Genomic DNA, 21,021 nt, shown 5'->3' with positions numbered 1-21,021 from the left:
GTGTTTGTTTAAAATACAGTTGGTTATTTCCCTGGAGCAAATATGTTGATGTAGTACAACTTTGCCAAAATTTAACATTTTCACATCACTACTACAGTTAATTTTTACTTTCTCACGGAAAATATGTTTTTACGTTAAATAGCTGATATTAAGAATCTAAAGAAGTGATTTTGTACAAAAAAAAGTATGCGTTAGTGTGAGGCTGACACTAACGCATGTGTGTGGTAATGATGTAGTGTTTGTAGCGAAATTTTAACGTTCCAATAGGAATTCAGAGAGGTTTTTATCTGTTGGAATACCCAATTTCTTGCGTAAACGATAACGTCTGATTTCGACTCCCCGCGTACTAATGTTGAGTAGCGAAGCAATTTCTTTACTCGACATGTTGAGCCGCAGGTAAGCACATAATTTTAGATCATTGGGGACAAGGTCTGGAAATTCATGCTTTAATTTTTTAAAGAAATTCTCATGCGATTCGTTAAAACTCTTCTCAAAAATGTGCCAGTCACGATCATCGTTATGTGCGTCTTCGATCAGTTTATTTATTTTTTTCAGTTCATCAGAACTGAGCTTGTTGCCTTCTGCATCTTTAAGCTGTTTGAGTTCATCGTGCAGATTGTTCAACATTTCGTTTTTATAAACAATATTGAGTGCAGCATTGGCTAGTTCCTTGTTTTTAAGATTAAGTTGATCTTCTAATTGTTGGTTCTTCAATTTAATCCATTCCTTTTCCTGCTGCTCGGCTTCTCTTTCCAATGCAATTTTCTTCTCTTCCAGCCATTTTCGCTTCGCCTGAAACTGTCTCTTTCTTTCTCGTTGAAGATTGAAATTATAAAGGAGATAAACCATTCCGCCGGACATCAAAAGATAAATGCTTTTTGCCCACCAGGAGAGGTACCAGGGATATTTAATGGTGAGAGCAACCGTCTGTACCTCCGAAGTCAAGCCAGTGTTGGTTCTGGCCCGAACTTTAATTTCGAAATGCCCATAGGGCAAGTTTGTAAAATCTTGAAAGGCTGTTTCACTCCACTCAGACCATTTATCCGAATACCCTTCAAGATAATATTGGTATTGTAGTGGTGAAGAGGAATAATAAGGGCTTGAGAAGCTCACCCGGAGATTGTTTTCGGATGAGGCCAATTTAAGGTCAGCCCCCGGTAGGATAGTTTCTCCGGTTGTGAGATTGGTCAATTGAGTAATCTGCGGTGGTGGCAATATAAATTTAGCGGGCTCATCAGAATTCCGGTAAATGGCAAAACCGTCATCCAACCCAATGAGATAGTAGTGATTTTCTATGGGTAGGATGTTTTCATAATTATTCATCATACGATCTTGCAAAGGGCTGAGGAGGTTGGAGTCTATCTTCAGTTTTCCTTTGCTATCAAAATCCACTTTGGCAATTTTTGTTTTCTGAATAAACCAATAACTATTGGTGTTGATGGGAATTATCTTATTTGAATTTTTGTAACTTCCTAATGCATTGTTCAATTCATCGGAATAGCTAAAGCGTTTGACAATGTTATCAAACTGCATGAAGCCACTGTCTGTCGCGAAAACGAGATTATTTTCTAAGGTATAAATTCCATTAAATCTTCGTTTAGCAGCGAGACTGTCTTGCATCGATGTAAATTGGATATGTGCTTTTTGGAAGCTCGGATCAAAATCAATTAACTGTACCTGTCCCCAATCCCCAATCCAAAATGAATGGTTATCTTTTTGGGCAAGGAATCGAACAGGTTCTTTGATTGAAGAAAATTGCTGTACAAATTGAATTTGTGTACCATCAAAAACGAATTTTGATAATCCGGTATAATTCCCCTGGAGAATATTTTTTGTCCCAAAGATAGGTTTGAATATCCAGCCCCCAGTAATTTTGGAAATCTTTACAAGTTGACCACTGACCAGTTTGAAGGTTCCATCATTATGACCGCAGATGAGGTCATCGCCGAAAATGGCCAATGTCCAGACTTGACCGTTCGAATTAGGGACTTGCACGAAATCTAATGAATTATAATTGTTTAGTCCTCTCCATTCACTGACAAATAATCCTTTATTTGTACCTAAGTAAATTTTCCCTTGATAGATAATTGAAGTGTATACAGTCCCAATTTTACCCACAAAGTCGGTGTAGAAAGATAACGATGAGTTGATTTCGATGCGGTCGATTCCGTTATCCAATCCTACCCAAATATTTTGTTGTTTATCTTTTACGATGCTGAGCACCGTATTGTTCTGTAAACCATTGTTTTTGTTGATATGTTGGATAACTTCACCATTTTTATTGATAATAATTACCCCATTTTGAATGGTTCCAAATGCGTATTGCCCATTGTATAAATAAATTCCATTGTTTATTTGAGATTGACTAAGGATAGAATTGGCCGGAATTGACCAGGGCCTAATATTTCCATTGGATTCCATTAGATAGAGTCCATGGCGAGCGGTCGCTATCATCGAATTGCTTTTATCAAAGGGCAATATTGCTAAGACATTTTTGTCCTTAAGAACGTCCTTACCCCGTATGGGGACTAATTTGCCTGATTTGAATTCATGTAGACCACTCGGAAGTTGCTCAAAAAATAGTTGATTGTTGAGCTGATGAGGAAATAGAAATGGTTCACCTTTAGCAGTGAGTTGTTTGATTGTATTGTTTTCCCAGATATAGGACTTGGAAAAAGTATGGAAAAATACACGATGATCCTCCACTATAATTTTCCAGATCTCTTCGTTCGGAAAATAAATCTTATCTGCGACTAATTTGGATAGGCTATGATAGGTCATATCTCCAAATGATTTTGATGTCCAGTAACCAAATTCACCTCGTCCACCTGTGTATACTTTCCCCGCTTTGTCAACAGCAACACTGCGAACTGTTGAGTGGTTGGGAAGTGGGTATATCCGCCAGTACTGTCCGTCAAATCGCAGTAGTCCCTCTGTATTGGCGCTGTAGATTCGCCCTTCTTGATCAATAGCTAGAGACCAATTCTGATTGCCTGCTTTGTATTGGCTTTTTTTGTACTGCTTTACAAATGGTGTGCCTGTGGGTATGATTGTCTGGCAATGGCCAACCTTCATATTAAGAATAAAAAAAGCGCAAAACCAAAAGATATAGGTAATGCTATATTTTTTTGATATCATCGAATCCCTCACTTTAAACTGATTTGAAAAGCAATATATAGATTTTATTGCAAATGTGAGAATACGGGCGCAGATGAATATCGTTATAGACATTCTAGGCTGTCTTTTTGGATTAAATATTCGAAATCGTTTTCGCATTTTTAATCGTCCAATTCATTGAAGCCTACTCGTTTTTTAATTACCTTGGAAACAAATAACCAGACAAAACACGACTATGACTTAAACAAACCTTTAAAAATTGGATTTGGATTTAAACGAATTGCTCAAGGAGTGAATCCATCAATCAAAATATAAACCACAAAAACACTAAATATTTAAAATTATGAAATCAAAGCTTTTCAGAAGAGGGCCATGTGCGCTTATTCCCTATGCTTCCATGGCAATATTTTTGTCACCGGGATTATCGCTGGGGATCACTAAGGGCGAAAATAGAGATATCTATCATCAAATTATTCAGGAAGAAACAGAAATCAGAGGTAAGGTTGTCAACAAAGAAAATTCTGCATTGCAGGGTGTTTCCATAAGTGTAAAAGGAGTCGCTGGTCGGAGTACCCAAACGAATGATAAAGGAGAATTTATACTTAAGGCACCCTCCCGTGCAACATTAATTTTTTCGTCCATAGGTTACGCTGGACAAGAAATTAAACTTGGGGCGAATCAAAAGACGGTACAGCTCACCTTACAGTCGAACGAGTCACTTATGGATGAGGTTGTCGTCGTGGGCTATGGAACACAACGAAAAAGTGATTTAACAGGTTCTGTCTCTTCCATTAATGCAAATCAAATTAATGCGTTTCCATTAGCCGGTACTGCTCAAGCCTTACAGGGACGAGCTCCAGGGGTTTCGGTAACGAGTACGAATGGTGAGCCCGGTAAAGCCCCGAGGGTGCGTATTCGAGGCGGTAGTTCTATAAATGCCAGTAGTGATCCATTATATGTTGTGGATGGATTCCCCGGCAGCTCTGCTCCAGCACCAGAAGATGTTGAATCTATTGAAGTGTTGAAAGATGCTTCTGCGACAGCTATTTATGGCTCACGGGGAGCCAACGGTGTGATTATGATAACGACAAAAAAAGGACGCTCAGGTAAACCAGTGATTGAGCTAAATAATTCTTTTGCCTCCCAAAAGGTAGGTAAGCGTCTTTCATTATTGAATGCTTCGGAATTTGCTTCTTATATTAATGAGGCTTACACTAATGCCGGAAATACAAATGTGCCCTTTCGCGATCCTCAATCCCTAGGCGAAGGAACAGACTGGCAGGACCTTATCTTTAGAAATGGCGGCCAGTTAAATAATCAATTATCTGTATCTGGAGGTAGTGATAATGTCAAATACTATACTTCTGTAAGTCATTTTGGACAAAAAGGAACGGTAATCAATTCCGATTTTAGAAGACTTTCGGGGACCTCAAATTTAGAAATGAAAGTTTCTGACCGAATTAAAATCGGAACCAGATTATTATTTAATAGAAATAAATTAAATGGTGTAAGAACCCAGGAGGGGAGCAGTGGAGCTACTGGAGCGGGAGTCATCTCTGCAGCTTTACGTTTCGAACCTACACAAGGGGTTTACGATGAGGAGGGAAAATATACGTTGAAGCAGTTCGGTGATCCGCATGATAATCCAGTGGCGGCTGCGATGGAAAGAAAAAATGAGGTGATTACCGACTTGTTCCAGGGAAATGGCTTTGTCGAGTTGGGGATTCTGAAAAATCTAACCTTTCGCAGTACCTTTGGCATACAGGTCAGTAATCAGCGCACAGGTAATTATGTTTCAAAAGAATTGGTTGAGGGGAGAAATTTTGGTGGAGTTGGCTCAATCTCAGCGCATAAAAATACCAATTTAATCAATGAAAACTTCTTCAATTATACGCAGACCACAATTTAAATGCGATGGCCGGTTATTCTTACCAAAGTTCTAGAAATGAAACCTGGCAGGCCAATAACCGAAATTTCATTTCTGACAATTTTAGCTATTGGAACCTGGGCGCTGGTTCCAATTATCAGAATGCATCTTCCAATCTCGAAGACTGGGTAATGTCCTCATTTTATGGGCGTGTAAATTACAATTACAAAAATCGTTACTTTATTACAGCGACTGGAAGGTACGACGGTTCTTCAAAGTTTGGTGATAACAATAAATGGGCTTTCTTTCCTTCCGGAGCGCTTGCGTGGAATGTAAGTCAGGAACGTTTTATGGAATCTGTTGACTGGTTAAGCAATTTAAAAGTACGGACCAGCTATGGCGAAACCGGAAACTCAGAAATTGGTTCCTACCAATCTCTGGCTAGATTTTCACCTACCTTGACAACAATGGGGGGGAGTCCTGTAAATGCCGTGCGTCCGACAAATGTTGCCAACCCAAACTTGACTTGGGAGACAACAAAGCAAACGGATGCTGGATTGGACATTGGCATTCTAAAGAGTAGAATTAACTTGTCTATAGATTACTATTACAAAAAAACAATCAATTTATTGTATCAGGTACCCTTGCCACTTTATTCAGGTTTTACGACAGCACTTCAAAATATTGGCAGCGTGCAGAATAAGGGCTGGGAATTCGGGTTGCAGACAACAAATCTGAACGGTACTTTTGGATGGAAAACAGATTTTAATATCAGTTTCAATAAAAACAGGATCTTGCAGCTTCCGGGAGGTGAGATTCGATATAATACAATTCCTGGTCATATGCTTTCAACGGATTCGCAGTTGTTACGTGAAGGTGAAGTGTTGGGGGCATTTTTTGGATGGGTAACAGATGGAATTTATCAAGAAGGGGATGATTTTAGCGCACAGCCGAATAAGAAACCCGGTGATATTCGTTACAAGGATTTATTTGGCCGGGATAAAAATAATCAATTGACCGTCGGAGCTAACGGTGTTGTGAATGCCGATGACCGGACGATTATAGGTGATCCAAATCCTGATTTTACCTTTGGTTTTAATAATGACTTCAAGTATAAAAATTTTGACCTGAATATTTTTATGCAAGGGAGCTATGGTAATGACATGTTGAATATCACAAGGATGGAGCTGGACTGGATGGCTGGAAAAGGGAACGCCACTAAAGATGCGCTGCACCGCTGGACACCAACCAACACGAATACCGACGTGCCAAGGGCAAGCTCAACAAATAGTCCTGAGGTTTCCTCGCGATGGGTAGAAGATGGTTCATACCTCCGGTTAAAAAACCTCGCCCTGGGTTATAATTTCTCAGAAAAGTCACTCGAAAAGATCCATTTAAAATATTTAAGGATATATGTTAGCGCGCAAAATATATGGACATGGACCAATTATACTGGTTTTGATCCCGAAGTAAGCTATCAGGATTCAAATCGAAATATTGGATTAGATTACATGGGTTATCCTAATATTAAATCCTATACTCTTGGTCTGAACCTGCGGTTTTAAACGCACTGAGTACAATAGGCACCGTCATCGGTGAATGAAAAATGACAAATAAATAAGCTGAGTGTATCATTTTATTAATCTGTTGAAATATACACTCGTTAACAATTCATGCTAATGAAAAAGATAAATATATATCATACTATACTTACAATACTGTGTTTTACCAGCTTGTTCTCCTGTACTAAATTGAATGAAGAACCGGTAAGTATTTTGGACCCTAAACAATATTTTAAGACCGAAGCAGATGCAGAAGCGTCAGTGATGGGGATTTATGGGCTTTTGGCCAACGCAGATTTTTATGGACGAAGATTAACCATGGTATTGCAATTGCTGGGCGACGACTGCGATATTGCGGATATTGGTACACAGTCCAGCCGGATCCAGTTGAACAGTTTTACACATGATGCAAGCAACCAGGATTTACTTGCCGTTTGGAAAACAGCTTATTTGGGTATCGGAGCTGCAAATGCAGCGATCGATGGCATTCCAGGGGTAAAAATGAATGAAGCTAAAAAATCTGCACTTATTGCCGAAGCTAGATTGCTACGCGCTTTATATTATTACCACTTGGTTCAACTATTTGGTGATATTCCCTATATCGGTGAATTCGTCAGTGATCCAAGCAAGGTAGTAGCTATTAGCAAAACTCCGGCAGCAACAGTCTATGACAATATCATCGCTGACTGTGAATACGCGATAACAAATTTACCCGATAACTATGTCAACAACAATAAAGCACGCCCATCTAAAGGAGCTGCGCAAACCTTATTAGCCTCCGTCTATATGGTCCTAAAAAAATGGGATGACGCTGCAAAAATGGCCGAAGCCGTGATCAATGATGCAAGCAAATATCAATATGCATTGGTAAAAGATTATCGTAGTCTGTGGGATGCCGATCTTGGATTTCAAACTGAACATGTTTGGGTAGTAGATTTCTTAGGAGGGATTACGGGGGAAAATTCATCCAATCAGGATTATACAGCGGCAATGACTGGCGTTCGGGATGCAGATATGCAGGGATGGAGTGTTATTGTGCCATCAAATGGTGTGTATGCTAGCTTTGCTGATCAAGATTACCGGAAAAAAATTAGCTTTTTGACCGAAACGCCAGTGAAAGGAGTGATGACTTCCTATCAGAAATGGAAGTGGCCTCGCATACATACTGCAAAATGGTGTCTACATCCGGGAACGAATGCTGGAGCCGATGGTTCGGACTCGGATATAAAACATGTTATCTTTCGCTATGCGGAAGTTCTTCTAATGGCTGCAGAAGCCATAAATGAGAGTAAGGGTGGACCTACAGAGCAGGCTTATGGCTACATAAATGCAGTTCGGACTAGGGCGAGATATACGCCTCAGGGAATGCAGAACTATCCTACCGATTTGAAGACGGGGATGACACAGACTGAGTTTCGAAAAACTGTACAGGAGGAACGTCGTGTGGAGCTGGCTTTTGAATGGAAAAGATGGTACGATATCAAACGCTGGGGACAGGTCGTAGAAGTATTTACCAAGCCAGGAGCTTATGAAAGCCAACCGAAAGTAAAAGATTTTCATGCGCTGATGCCTATTCCGCAGGATGAAATCGCCCGTAATACAAATTTACTACCTCAAAATCCAGGGTATTAAACCAGAAGTATTAAAGTATTTGTAGGATGGAGGTGTTCAGAAAAATTGGACATCCCCATCCTTCATTAATTTGTTTAGAAAATTGTGATTTTACAATTTTTACCGTTTCGTTCTCAACTGATTCGTTTTTACGATTTATCATTTTTTTTTGTAAAAAGTTATTATTTAACGCTCAATCAGAATAAAACAGCGATAAAAACCTTTTTTTCTTAAAAATCCGTTTCAAGGGCTTGAAAATTGGGAAAGAAACCAAATTTTCCACCTATTTGATCGAAAAATACCCCTCATAGCTGGGGGCTATTCTTGATCTTTGGTTTCATTTATTGAGTTAAATAACCAAATAAACCAAGAGAACTATGATAACACCGATAACCAAAACGGTAGGGAAAGGGGTGCTTTTGTTTTCGCTGATGAGTATGGCTGCACCACAAGTGTTTGCTCAGTCACAGCTGAAAATATCCGGAAAAGTAACCTCCCCAGCGGGCGAACCACTCGCAGGGGTGACAGTACAGATTAAAGGCATGAAGGATGGAACCGTTACAGATGCATCCGGCAATTATCAGATTCTTGCCAAGGACATTGATGTGTTGATCTTCTCTTTAGTGGGAAGAGAAAAAACAGAAATCGCTGTTGATAAAAAAGATCACATCAATCTCGTATTACAGGAGTCAAATAGCTTAATGGACGAAGTCGTCGTTGTAGGGTACGGAACACAGAAAAAGAGCAATTTGACGGGAGCAGTTGCTGCAGTAGACGGAAAAACCTTGAATAAACGAATTGCGACTAATCCTACCCAATTACTTCAAGGGCGTATGCCAGGACTTCGTGTGACACAAGGATCCGGAGAGGCGGGTAATGAAAATGTGAATTTACAAGTTAGGGGATTAGGATCTTATGGTGCTTCTTCCGCACCATTGGTCATTGTGGATGGGATTCCCGGTAGTCTGGAAAACCTGAATCCACAGGCAATTGAAAATATTACGGTATTAAAAGATGCCGCCTCAGCAGCAATCTATGGAGCAAGAGCCGCAAATGGTGTGATCCTTGTGACAACCAAACAGGGTAAATCCGGAAAAGCACAGCTGAGTTACGATTACAATGTTGGAATCACAAAGGCTTCAGCATTACCCGATTTGGTCTATAATTCGGTAGATTATATGACCTTATATAATCAAGCTGCTAAAAATTCAGGGATCACCAATGCGAATTCGCTGTTCAGTCAAGAAATGATTGATGCTTATAAAAATGCGACAGATAAAACACTTTATCCTGACTTTAATTGGTTGGATGCCGTGTTTAAAACTGTACCGGTGCAAACACATAACTTAAGTTTAAGCGGTGGTGCCAATGGAACCAATTATAACGTTATCCTCGGTTACGTTGATCAGCCCGATATTATGATCGGGACTTCCTTTAAGAAATATAATCTCCAATTGAATCTGAACTCAAAAATCAATGATAGAATAAGTTTTGGTTCAAGCATTACGCTGAATTACGGTGATCGGAAATATCCCAGAAATGGAGCCGAAGATCAGTTCCTTTCAACAATAAGTCAATCTCCATTATATGGTCCTGTACTTCCGGATGGCAGTGGGCGATATACCTCAAGAGCATATCCTTTTCAGTCACCCAATAAAAATCCTGTAGCCGTTGCTGAAAATGCATTTACAAGACTAAACAATTACTTTATGCAGGGCAATATTTTTGTCAATGTAAAACTGTTGGAGGGTTTAGAATGGAAAACCAGTGGTGGTCTGACCTATGGATTTACCAAAAACTATACCAACAAGCCTGTGATCAATCAATACATGTGGCAGGCAACAGCAGATGCACTGCCAGCACGTCAATTGGATGTCGGAGGACAAGGATTGGAGGTGACTGATGATAACAATGTATATCCTGTGGGGTATACCCAACTGACTTACGACAAGTCATTTGGAGACCATAATTTGAAAGTACTAGCCGGCACACAAGCAGAATATAACAAAACGCAAAAATTATTTGGTAGTAGATTACAATTCCCTAATAAAGATCTGCTTGAATTGGATGGTGGTGGTGCGGGACAACAGTCCAATAGTGGTATCACGAATGAATGGTCTCTAAGATCCTATTATGGACGTTTGAATTATGACTACAAAGGCAAGTACCTGTTGGAAGGAAATGCCCGTTATGATGCTTCTTCACGTTTTCCCGAAAATCGTAAATGGGCCTTTTTCCCATCTGTATCAGCAGGATGGAAGATCTCAGATGAAGCTTTTTTTGGAGAACGACTTAAAGAGACAGTTAATGAAGTTAAACTTAGGGCTTCCATCGGAGCCCTCGGGAATCAGAATATCGGAAATTATCCCTATCAGACTGTTTATAGTTCTGCTTTTGCTTATCCTTTCGAAGAAACGCTACAGCAGGGAGCACGTCAGGTTGCTATGGCAAATGAACGCATCAAATGGGAAAGTACAAAGGTCTTGGACTTTGGTATCGACCTTGGATTTTGGAATAATAAGTTGACGGCCTCTTTTGACTGGTACAATAAAGTGACCTCTGATATTCTATCCTCATCCACTGCGTTTCCATCCTACATCGGTCTGACTGCACCGACAGTAAACTATGGAACATTGCGCAACAGGGGAATTGAACTCGGACTTCAATATCGCGAAAAAATTGGTGCAGTTTCCCTGACATTAAATGGAAATATTCAAGCAAATAAAAACAAGGTGATAAAATATGGTGCCGAACGAATTTCCGGTAATACAATTATTCGGGAAGGTTTACCATATGGCAGTTTCTACTTGCTGGAAAGTGTAGGCATATTTCGCTCGAAGGAAGAGATCGCAAGTTCGCCAAAACAACAAGTCCCAGCGCAACCTGGCTATTTGAAATTTGCGGATGTTGATGGTGATAACAAGGTGGACAATAATGACCGCGTTGTAGTACCTGGGGCATTTCCAGATTTTGATTATTCATTTAATGCAACCGCAGTATGGAAAAACTTTGATTTTACAGCATTTTTCTTTGGATCTCAAGGCCAAAAAATATTTGTTAGCGAATGGGGTATCGTGCCTTTCAGACAAGGAGGAACTTTTACGCGTGACTGGATGGCTGCCTGGACGCCAGAAAATCCGAATGCATCCTTACCAATTGTAGGCTTGGATAATTCGCCTGCAGCAAATAACGTCAGAACTGCTTCTACATTTTTCCTGAAAGACGGATCTTTCTTACGGTTGAAAAATATTCAAATAGGTTACAGTATCCCACAGAATACATTATCAAAGGCAGGTATTTCGGGACTACGTGTTTATTTTGCCGTGGATAATCTGGTTACTTTTTCGAAGTTCCCAGGTTTAGATCCAGAACGCGGCGTATCGTCCAGTGGTGGGGCGACCTCAGGACGTTATGTAACCCATCCTCAAAATAAAGTTTTTGCATTTGGTGCGAATATCACCTTCTAACTGATGAGATCATGAAAATTAAACTGAAAAAGACGTATCTATATTTTTGTTTGGCGGCAACAACAGCGCTGAGCAGCTGTGCAAAAGATTTCTTAGAAAAAAATCCAACCGATAAAATACCTGAATCGACGTTTTGGAAAACTCAGGCGGACGCAGACCTCGCTTTATCTGGCGTGTATGAATTCCTATGCCGCGGATACAACTCTACTTCTTCTACCAATGCCCGAGGAGGCTGGGGGGGAGCAAGTATGTTCTGGGATGGACTGTCTGATGATGCTTTCATATCCAGTTCATCCAATAATTTTAATACCATTTCCAGAGGTGGATTGACCTCAACGACGGGTGGTATGCAGTCGGAAGGTTACGAAATTTCTTATCAGGCAATTGCGGCCTGTAATACATTGGTTGCTAACATCGATCGAATTACAAGCATGAGCCAACAGGACCGCGATCGTTATAGAGCCGAAGCACGTTTCATTCGTGCGCACTATTATTTTTTGCTAACGAATCTCTACGGGGATGTGCCATTGACACTTGAGCCTTTAGGAATGGATGATGCCAGTGCAAGACTGGGAAGGACTGAAAAGAGCAAAGTTTTAGAAGCTGTTTTAGCAGATCTTGATTATGCCATTGAAAAGTTGCCAAATACCGCGTATAAAGGACATGCTGTCAGAGGTGCTGCACTCGGTTATAAAGCAAAAGTATTATTGACAAATAAAAAATGGGCTGAAGCTGCTGAAGTAGCAAAGATGGTGATGGATGAAAACAAATTTTCAATTTATCAAGGTGGCTATCGGGATTTATTTAGAAAACCTGGCCAAAATAGTAATCCTGAAATTATGTTTTCAGCGCGTTTTTTACCACCTAATATGTATAGCCCCGCAGATATGATGTACTCCTATTTAATGACGGTACAACCGCTGGGGTATCTGGTTGATTCTTATTATTGTATTGATGGCAAAGATATTAGTACTTCTGCCAAATATGACGCGAAAAATCCTTATGAAAATCGTGATCCCCGATTGAAGGCAACTATTATCTATCAGGGGGTATGGCGTGGAACGACAGCTTCTTCTGCCTTTGATCCTGTAGCGGCGGATGTTAAGGGAGGCTTCTTGCCCAGGAAATATATCAATGAAGCCAAATGGCCAACCAGCTACGCTACACAAAGTGATCAAGATTGGGTATTTCTTCGTTACGCGGATATTCTGCTGATGTATGCAGAAGCAAAAAACGAAAGTGCTGGACCTGAGCAAACAGCCGTAGATGCATTGAATCAGGTACGATCCCGTGCAGATGTGAAAATGCCTTTGCTGCAATTTAGTTCCGGGTTGACAAAAGAAGAATTTCGCGCTATTATCCGTCACGAGCGACGTGTTGAATTAGCGCTGGAAGGACAGCGTTACTTTGATCTAAAGCGTTGGGGACTTATAAAACAAGTCATGGACAAAACCAAAGATCCCGATGGTGCAATGCGCTTATTTGCTGAGCGGGATACCTTATGGCCTGTACCACAGTCCGAAGTAGATATTGCTAAAAGTTTGGGAAATGATAAATTTACGCAGACAAAAGGTTTCTAAAATATAACCATTATAGGCATGAAAACTAAACTCAAGATGTATAAAATATTATTCCTGATACTCCTGATCTCAGGAATATCCAGTGGCGCTTCAATAGCGCAGGAAAATAAACTACCTGATAGTCTCCGGATGAAATGGTGGGAGGAAGCCAGATTTGGGATGTTTATCCATTGGGGCGTATATGCACAATTTGGCGGTGTCTATCGTGGTCATGAACAGGCTCGGGGTGGAGCGGAATGGATTATGAACCGTTCAAAAATCCCTGTTGACGAATATCAGGCTATGGCAGGTCAGTTTAATCCCCTACAATATAATCCCGACGAATGGGTGCGGATGGCGAAAGATGCTGGCATGAAATACCTCATTATTACGGCCAAACATCACGACGGTTTCGCATTGTTCGAAACCAAAACCAGCAAATGGAATATGGTTGATGCGACTCCTTATGGTAAAGATCTGTTAAAGCCTTTGGCTGCAGCGTGTAAAAAGTACGGCGTCAAATTAGGTTTCTATTATTCGCAAGCACAAGATTGGAATAACCCTGGAGGTTCAGCTGCTCGAAAGGTAATGCGGGAAGGCTGGCCCAATCCTGACTCAGCCAAAATAGATGCCTATACCTTAGCACATAAAGGCCATTGGGACCCAAAGCAAGAAACTGCGAGTTTTGACGACTATATCAAAAATGTATCTGTACCACAGGTGAAAGAACTTTTGAGTAATTATGGTGATATTTCCGTCTTGTGGTGGGATACACCAACAAATATGACGGATGAAGCGGCAAGCATGTTACAGGAACAACTGCGCCTGCAACCCAATATTATTACCAATGATCGCTTGAAAAGACCAAATTTTCCGGGTGATACAAAGACGCCAGAACAGAAAATCCCAGATTGGAGCGAGTTGGAAGGAAAGCATTGGGAAACCTGTATGACCATGAATGGAACCTGGGGGTTTCGTACGTCTGATCAGAAATGGAAGTCGGCAGAAACATTGATCCGTAATTTGGTTGATATCGCATCAAAAGGCGGGAATTATTTGCTCAATGTCGGCCCGAAACCAGATGGAAGCTTTCCGCAGGAAAGCATAGATAGGTTGGCGACGATAGGCAAGTGGATGAAAATAAACAGTGAAGCAATTTACGCAACCAAAAGCAGTCCGCTGCAACCCTTTGAGTGGGGAAGATGTACAATGAAGGAACAGGGCGACAAGACCCTGCTTTACCTAACCATATTTGATTGGCCTCAAGATGGAACGATCGTTCTTCCAATAAAAAATAAAGTTTTAAAAGCCAGTTTTTTAGCGAATGGTAAAACGCTTAAAGTGAAATCGCAGTCTGATGCGATCAAAATTGGAGTTCCCAAACAGGCAATTGATCCTGTCGCAACTGTGATCAAAATTGAGTTGGCTGGAAAACTAGAAAGCGATAAGAAAGCTACAGCTAAGAAAATGAAAACAGGAGCCTTGGACGAATAACCTACTGTTAAGAAAAAGAAAAACACGTTAATGATAACAGAAAATAAATTTTATAAAATACTTACACTATTATTGGGATTTGGCGCTTTACAGCTCCAAGCTCAGGAATCAAAGCGAATTGACCGGGAATGGGACTTTCTGAAGAGCGATCTTGGGGGGATTTGGGAAGCTGTACGGCCGGTCGGGGCGGGCAACCCAGAATCAGTTCCACTATGGCAAACAGTTAGTTTGCCGCATTGTTACAATGCCTTAGATGCTGTTGATCCAGCTGTCAATTATTATCAGGGCCCAGGTTGGTATAGAAAGACATTAACCATTGAAAATCCGTATCCAAATGGTCGTACATTGCTTCATTTTGAAGGTGCAGGACAAAAGTCTACGGTTTATATCCATACGCAAAAGGTTGGGGAACATGTCGGCGGTTATGACGAATGGACAGTGGATATTACTGAGGCTGTCGAACAGTTTAAAAAAACGGAAGCCTATAAAACACAGTTTAAAGGGAAGATACCGGTTTCAATTCGGGTAGACAACTCACGTGACCTCGAAATGATTCCCTCAGACCTATCCGATTTTAACCTATATGGTGGTATCTATCGCCATCTGAATTTAAAATATGTACCACAGACGGCCTTAGAAAAAGTCTTTGTTAGCCCTACAGTGGATGCAGATGGAAAACAGGGGGTATTGCAAATCCGTGGTCGCCTATTAACACCATCCAACAGCTCAAATTTTGATGTCGAAACACAGCTTTATGATCCTTCAGGTAAATTGCTACTGAGTCAGACACCGGTTGTTCGTTTGGTGGAAGGATCTCTTGACTTTGGAAAGCTAACGGTTAAGAAACCCCAACTGTGGAGCCCGGACCACCCGGCATTGTACCGTCTAGTGACTACTGTCAAGAGCAATGGACAGACATTCAAAGAAGAAAGTGTCTTCGGTTTCCGCTATGTAGAATTTAAAGAGAATGGTCCCTTCTTATTAAATGGGAAAAGACTTTTGCTTCGGGGAACGCATCGGCATGAAGATCATGCTGGTGTCGGAGCAGCGATGACTGATGCCCAGATCTTGCAAGAAATGACGATGATGAAAGAGATGGGCGTCAATTTCATTCGGTTGGGTCATTATCAACAAAGCCGCAGGGTGCTAGAAGCCTGCGACAGCCTCGGTATTTTGGTCTGGGAGGAAATCCCTTGGTGTAGAGGTGGCTTAGGCGGAGAAATTTATCAGCAACAAGGGAAGCGGATGTTGACAAATATGATTGAGCAGCACTATAATCACCCTTCGATCATTATTTGGGGGCTCGGTAATGAAAATGATTGGCCCGGCGATTTCCCCGAATTCGACAAAGAGAAAATCAGGACATTTATGCGGGAATTACATTTACTTTCCCACCAATTGGATCCCAGTCGAAAAACAGCCATACGACGTTGTGACTTTTGTAAAGATATTGTTGATGTGTATTCACCCTCTATCTGGGCTGGTTGGTATCGTGGAGTGTATACAGACTATAAAACGGCCTCGGCAGAGGAAATGAAAAAGGTCAAACATTTTCTTCATGTGGAATGGGGCGGAGATAGCCATGCTCGCCGCCATGCAGAGGATCCGGATCGGGCACTAGCCAAAATAGAAGGTGATGGTGCCACCGATGAACGGGCTGGCGATGCATCCCTCGTGGGGGGTGCTGCAAGAGTTTCCAAGGATGGAGACTGGAGTGAAAGCTATATCTGTAATTTGATCGATTGGCACCTCAAGGAGCAGGAAACCATGCCTTGGCTTACGGGTACCGCATATTGGCCCTTCAAAGATTTTTCGACACCTGTTCGGCCAGATAATCCGGTTCCCTATGTCAACCAGAAAGGTGTTGTCGAACGCGATTTTACGAAGAAGGAGTCCTATTATGTATTTCAATCGTATTGGACTTCAAAACCCATGTTGCATATCTACGGACACTCTTGGCCTGTTCGTTGGGGAGAGCCGGATGAAGCAAAGATGATCAAAGTATATTCCAATGCAAAGGCGGTCGAACTATTTGTTAATGGCGAAAGTCAGGGGATAAAGAAAAGAAATAGCCAAGATTTCCCCGCTGCCGGATTACGTTGGATGGTCAAGTTACAGGAGGGGAAAAATGTGATCAAAGCAGTTGTTAAAAATGGAAAGACGCTATTGACGGACCAAATCGAACAGGTGTATCAAACACAGCATTGGGACAAACCCGCAAAATTGCTGGTTGAAGAGATTGGACGGGAAGGCGATGTGATAACTGTGCAGGCAAAGGTGTTGGATAAAGACGGTGTTCTCTGCCTCGATGCTAAAAACTGGATCTATTTTGATGCAACGGGAGATGGTGAATTGATCGTTAACCAGGGAACCTCGATAGGAGCTAAAAAAGTGCAGGCATATAATGGAAGAGCTTTGATAAGGCTTCGCCTGTCCGAAGGGAAAGCCGTCGTGTCCGGACGTATGGACAAATTGAAAACTACACTGTTGACAATTGAAAAATAGGGAGATGATAAAATTAAGCACTAATTTGAGCTTTTTTCTTTTGCTCGGGATAATGACCACTGCTACCTGTGGTCATGCACAACATAAACAAAAGAAGCGCCAACTATGGTACGATAAACCTGCTGCATATTGGGAGGAGGCACTACCATTGGGTAACGGTACGACAGGAGCAATGGTTTTTGGCGGGGTGAACAGGGATCGTTTTCAGATTAATGATAATACCCTGTGGTCGGGCGAACCTGAGGCTGGAAACAACCCCAATGGTCCGCAAATTTTACCATCAGTACGTGAAGCTATTTTAGCTGGGAAATATGAAGAGGCTGCTGTTCTCTGGAAGAAAATGCAAGGCCCTTATTCAGCACGTTATTTACCCATGGGTGACCTGTGGCTGGATTTTCATCAAGACGAGAAGGAGGTAAAAGCTTATCGGCGGGATTTGGATTTAGAAGGGGCGGTGAGTACCGTAAGTTATACGTATAAAGGAGTTCAATATCAAAGAGAAAGCTTTGTCAGCTACCCCGACAAAGCTTTGGTCATTCGCTTAAAAGCAAATAAAGCTAAATCGATCACTTTGGATCTGTCCATGACCAGTAAACTGAAAAGTACGGTTTCGGCATTCGGCAACGATGTACTGAGTCTTGTCGGTAAAGCGCCCAGTTTTGTGGCCAATCGGGATTATGAACCTAAACAAGTGGTTTACGATAGCATTGAAGGAAAAGGAATGACCTTCGAAATGCGTGTTAAAGTACAGGCAAGAGGAGGGAAGGTAAAGCAAGAAAAGGATAAACTTCGTATCATTGGTGCTGATGAGGTGCTATTATTACTCACAGAAGCGACTAGTTTTAATGGTTTTGACAAATCGCCGAGCCGGGCCGGAAAGGATGTAAAGACAACAGTTAACAGCTTGTTGAAACAGGTCGCTGCGAAAAACTTTGCAACACTGCTTGCTGATCATCAGAAGGATTATAGGTCTCTGTTTGACAGGGTTGATTTTGAACTGGCGGGAATTTCAACACATGTAAATTTACCGACCGACCAGCGGATTATGCAATTTTCAAAAGGCCCAGCTGATCTCGATTTACTGACTTTGTATTATCATTTTGGACGTTACTTGCTGATCGCAAGTTCGAGACAAGGTGGGAGACCAGCCAATTTGCAAGGAATCTGGAATGATCATGTACAGCCGCCTTGGGGAAGCAATTACACCACAAATATCAACACCGAAATGAATTATTGGCTGGCGGAAAATACCAACTTGTCCGAATGCCATCAACCCCTATTTGATTTTATGGAGGAATTGGCTGTCAATGGAGCCAAAACTGCAGCTGTAAATTACAACATAAAGGCGGGGTGGGTAGTTCATCATAATTCGGATCTCTGGGCCAAGACCTCTCCTCCGGGGGGCTATGACTGGGATCCTAAAGGTATGCCACGATGGTCCGCATGGCCAATGGCTGCTGCTTGGTTCAGCACGCATCTGTGGGAGCATTATCGCTTTACAGGAGATAAATATTTTCTCCAAAATAAGGCATATCCACTTATGAAGGGGGCTGCTCAGTTTATGTTACATTGGCTGATCGCTGATCCTGATAATAAATACCTGATAACAAATCCTTCTACATCGCCAGAAAATACGATTAAAATAGCAGGAAAGGAATATCAATTGACTAGGGCGTCCACGATGGATATGGCTATTATCCGCGAGTTATTTACTGCGGTTATTCGCTCTTGCGACGTATTACAGATTGACCCTGAGTTTAAATCGACATTGGAACAAGCGAACGCAAAGTTATATCCTTATCAGGTGGGACAGTATGGTCAATTGCAAGAATGGTTTAAAGATTGGGATGACCCCAAAGATCAACATCGGCATATTTCGCATCTTTTTGGACTCTATCCGGGTAATCAGATTAGTGTTACAGCAAATAGTGAATTGGCCGCTGCGGCAAAAAAATCACTGCTTTTGCGCGGTGATGTGAGCACAGGTTGGTCCATGGCATGGAAAACAAATTGGTGGGCAAGATTACAGGATGGAAACCACGCTTATAAAATTCTTAAGGATGCGCTGAACTTTATTGATCCCAAACTGGATCGCGCTCAGATGAGCGGAGGTGGTGCTTATCCGAACTTATTTGATGCACATCCCCCTTTTCAGATCGACGGCAATTTTGGCGCAACAGCTGGAATGACTGAAATGCTTTTGCAAAGTCACGATGGTGCTATTCATCTATTGCCCGCGCTGCCCGATGAGTGGTCGACAGGGCATATCAAGGGAATTAAGGCAAGGGGAAACTTTACAGTAGACATCGATTGGAAGGATAATAAATTGCAACAGACACGCATCGTTTCCAATATAGGTGGAATATGCAAGTTGCGCACCTCTATGCCAGTGAAGGTAATTGGAACGAGTGGGAATAAAGTCAATGGGGCTGAAAATGAATTGCTATACAAACCAGGTTCATTGAAATATCATATCCTTGACCGCGAAAAATTATCGCCTTTATCAACCAAAGAAACTTTTGAAATTGAATTTCAAACAGTCAAGGGCAAGGAGTACCGAATTATCCCGATATAGCATATAAAAATCTAAGGAAATGAATTTAAAATCAATCTTCAGACTAGCTTGCACATTTATTGGGATTGTGCTGCTCCCCCTATTCGTTGAGGCGAATGAACCCAATGGATCTTTCAAGAGTAAAATCATGACGGTTTTACGTCCTATTATAAAAAAGCAATCAAAATGGGCCATGAAGCAAAAGCCCTTGACCGTGACGGCTTACCCTGCAGTTCGAAGTAGCGGTGGTATCCATGACTTTTACTCGGAAGGCGACTATTGGTGGCCCGATCCAATGGATGCGGGCGCCCCCTATGTCCAACGGGATGGTATGAGCAATCCAGCCAACTTTGTTGAACATCGAAAAGCCATGATCCGTTTTAGCCGAATTATTGGTGCCCTAGCTTCGGCCTATCGTTTGAATCCCGATAAAAAATATGTACAGCAGGCATTGGCTCATTTAAAGGCCTGGTTTGTCGATTCCGAGACGATGATGAACCCCAACCTGCTGTATGCCCAAGCTATACATGGACGATTTACAGGTCGCGGTATCGGTATTATTGATACCATTCATTTAATGGAAGTGGCGCAGGGTGTAAAAGTGCTCGAAAATGATCCAAATTTTCCACAGTCGACCAAAGATGTCATACATCATTGGTTTGCGACATATCTACGTTGGCTGACGGAGCACCAATATGGTAAAGACGAAATGAATGCAGCAAATAATCATGGAACTTGTTGGGTGATGCAGGTCGCATCCTTTGCCAGTCTAGTGCAGGATACGACTTTGCTCAGCATGTGCGCTGAACGTTACCGGCAAATTTTATTACCCAATCAAATGGAACAAGATGGCAGTTTTCCGAGAGAGCTTCAACGGACCAAGCCTTTTGGATATTCGCTCTTTAATCTAGATGCCATGACCATGATTTGCCATATCCTGTCTACAGCAAATGTACCGCTATGGCAATATACTTTGCCCGATGGACGCATGATCAAAAAAGGAGTGGATTTTATGATGCCTTATATCAGTGATAAGAACAAATGGCCTTATCAAAAAGATGTGATGTACTGGGATCAATGGCCTGTCGCTCAACCTGCTCTTGTCTTTGCCGCAAATGCTTACCAAGACAACACCTATTTGCAACTTTGGGCTAAGCTCGATCATAACCCCAAGGAGGAAGAGGTCATTCGCAACTTGCCTATCCGTAATCCCTTAATATGGTTGTAATACAGGGATAATAATTGTATTCCGGTTATAAATCTTACCGATTAACCTTTTACTTAA

General features: G+C 41.6%; 8 protein-coding genes and 1 pseudogene. 8 read left to right on the top strand and 1 reads right to left on the bottom strand.

The features are described 5' to 3' along the window. Positions 1-252: 252 nt before the first annotated feature. Positions 253-3,138: a triple tyrosine motif-containing protein gene (locus B4A24_RS14775; protein WP_293945897.1), complete on the bottom strand. Its 2,886-nt coding sequence runs from the start codon at positions 3,136-3,138 to the stop codon at positions 253-255. A 322-nt stretch (positions 3,139-3,460) separates the two neighbouring features. On the opposite strand from B4A24_RS14775, the pseudogene B4A24_RS23900 reads away from it, so the two are divergent. From B4A24_RS23900 to B4A24_RS14735, 8 genes and pseudogenes are all read left to right on the top strand, one after another. After that, positions 3,461-6,549: pseudogene (locus tag B4A24_RS23900) on the top strand (SusC/RagA family TonB-linked outer membrane protein). A 114-nt stretch (positions 6,550-6,663) separates the two neighbouring features. Further along, entirely contained in the window at positions 6,664-8,178 is a 1,515-nt protein-coding gene (locus B4A24_RS14765) for a RagB/SusD family nutrient uptake outer membrane protein (protein WP_293945896.1), read from the top strand. 356 nt (positions 8,179-8,534) lie between these two features. Beyond that, positions 8,535-11,624, top strand: a complete 3,090-nt coding sequence (locus tag B4A24_RS14760; protein ID WP_293945895.1) for a SusC/RagA family TonB-linked outer membrane protein — start codon at positions 8,535-8,537, stop codon at positions 11,622-11,624. A gap of 11 nt (positions 11,625-11,635) precedes the next feature. Next, positions 11,636-13,204, top strand: a complete 1,569-nt coding sequence (locus B4A24_RS14755) for a RagB/SusD family nutrient uptake outer membrane protein (RefSeq protein ID WP_293945894.1) — start codon at positions 11,636-11,638, stop codon at positions 13,202-13,204. 18 nt (positions 13,205-13,222) lie between these two features. Continuing rightward, on the top strand, positions 13,223-14,677 hold the full coding sequence (locus B4A24_RS14750) for an alpha-L-fucosidase (RefSeq protein WP_293945893.1): 1,455 nt from the start codon (positions 13,223-13,225) through the stop codon (positions 14,675-14,677). Positions 14,678-14,707: 30 nt separating this feature from the next. Next, the gene (locus B4A24_RS14745; protein ID WP_293945892.1) at positions 14,708-17,182 is read left to right on the top strand and encodes a glycoside hydrolase family 2 TIM barrel-domain containing protein; all 2,475 of its coding nucleotides are present in this window, start codon (positions 14,708-14,710) and stop codon (positions 17,180-17,182) included. Between the two features lie 4 nt (positions 17,183-17,186). Further along, entirely contained in the window at positions 17,187-19,757 is a 2,571-nt protein-coding gene (locus B4A24_RS14740) for a glycoside hydrolase family 95 protein (protein ID WP_293945891.1), read from the top strand. 19 nt (positions 19,758-19,776) lie between these two features. Beyond that, a complete protein-coding gene (locus B4A24_RS14735) occupies positions 19,777-20,964 on the top strand; it encodes an alginate lyase family protein (RefSeq protein ID WP_293945890.1) in 1,188 nt (395 codons plus the stop codon). The last annotated feature ends 57 nt before the right edge of the window (positions 20,965-21,021 follow it).

It is taken from the genome of Sphingobacterium sp. UBA7249, assembly GCF_002472835.1.
GTDB classification, from domain to species: Bacteria; Bacteroidota; Bacteroidia; order Sphingobacteriales; family Sphingobacteriaceae; genus Sphingobacterium; species Sphingobacterium prati.
Note: the sequence above shows the minus strand (reverse complement) of the source record. Positions and strands in the feature narration are given on the sequence as shown.